The organism is Kitasatospora sp. NPDC093558 (genome assembly GCF_040683475.1).
In the GTDB taxonomy this organism is placed as follows: domain Bacteria; phylum Actinomycetota; class Actinomycetes; order Streptomycetales; family Streptomycetaceae; genus Kitasatospora.
The window spans coordinates 1-1061 of the sequence record NZ_JBFBDY010001389.1; the positions used below are offsets into that span (position 1 = coordinate 1).

The 1061-nt window shown below is 71.9% G+C and carries 1 protein-coding gene and 1 pseudogene; one reads left to right on the forward strand and one right to left on the reverse strand.

The window, feature by feature from the left end; genetic code table 11:
* The coding region (locus tag AB0O00_RS41225; RefSeq protein ID WP_363659776.1) for a hypothetical protein at positions 1-784 on the forward strand (784 nt) is incomplete at its 5' end.
* A gap of 15 nt (positions 785-799) precedes the next feature.
* Here the strand turns inward: AB0O00_RS41225 and AB0O00_RS41230 are convergent.
* Positions 800-1061 (reverse strand): annotated as a pseudogene (locus tag AB0O00_RS41230) (flotillin); the annotation flags it as partial.

Here is a 1061-nt window from a genome sequence, read left to right on the forward strand (position 1 = left end):
GCTGGACAGCGGCGTCGCACTGTTCTGCGCCGCCGGCGCCAAGGACGAGGCCCGGCTGGCCGACCGCGACACCCACACCCTCTTCACCTGGGCCCTGCTCGCCGCTCTGCGTGCCGGCGACCCCGCCCACCCGGGCCCACTGACGCTCCGTCAGGTCGCCGACGTGACGGTCCGCATCCTCGGCCGCCTCGGCGAGGACGACGTGCCCCGGCCCGAGCTCCACGTCCCCAACCAGGCGCAGAGCGACCTCGCCCAGGTGCGCCTCTTTCCGAACCCGGCTGCCCCGACGGACGAAGCCCCGGCACGGCCGCCCGTGCTCCGGACTCCGGACGTGGTCTTCGAGCGGCAACTGCACAAGGCCATGAGGGAGATGGGCCGGGTCAGCCAGTTCACCATCACCCCCAGCGGCCCCCCGCCGACGGCGGTGCGGAGTGCGGCAACCGTCCATGGCGTCGCCGTCGGCGAGATCCTCGCCGTGTGGCAGACCCGGCGGAGAGGCGTCTTCCGTCTGCCCGAGAGCCTGATCCTCACCCGGACCGGCGTCCGTGCCGAGAACCCCTGGGGCATCCTCGACTTGAACTACGAGACCTTCCCGGACTGCCGCTTCTCGGCCGACCACCTGTACTCGGAAAGCTTCGCTCCGGAAGGCCGGTTCGAGTCCCACAACTACCGGCTGAAGGTGGAGCACCCCAGCGGGACGTGGCAGAGCCGATGGCTGGGGGACCGGAGCGACGTCCAGAACCTCGTCGACCTGTTCGACCGCATTCGGCGCCTGAAGTCCTGACGGGCTCAGGTGCGCTCAGGTGCGCTCAGGGAAGCGGGCGGCCGGGGTGGCCTTGCCGTCGCCGTGCGGGGCCGTCGAGTGCTGGAGGGAGTGCAGGATCGCGAGGCCCTGGCTGACGATGCCGGCCGCCATCTGGTTGACGCCGTCGCTGCCGTTGAGGACGGTCAGGTCGGCCCCGGACATGCCGCGGGCAGCCGCGTCCGCGAGGGCCGGGAGGTTCTCCACGATCCGGTTGGCGGCGATGAGTTCCTGGTTCCCGCCGCGCAGCGAGTCGGCC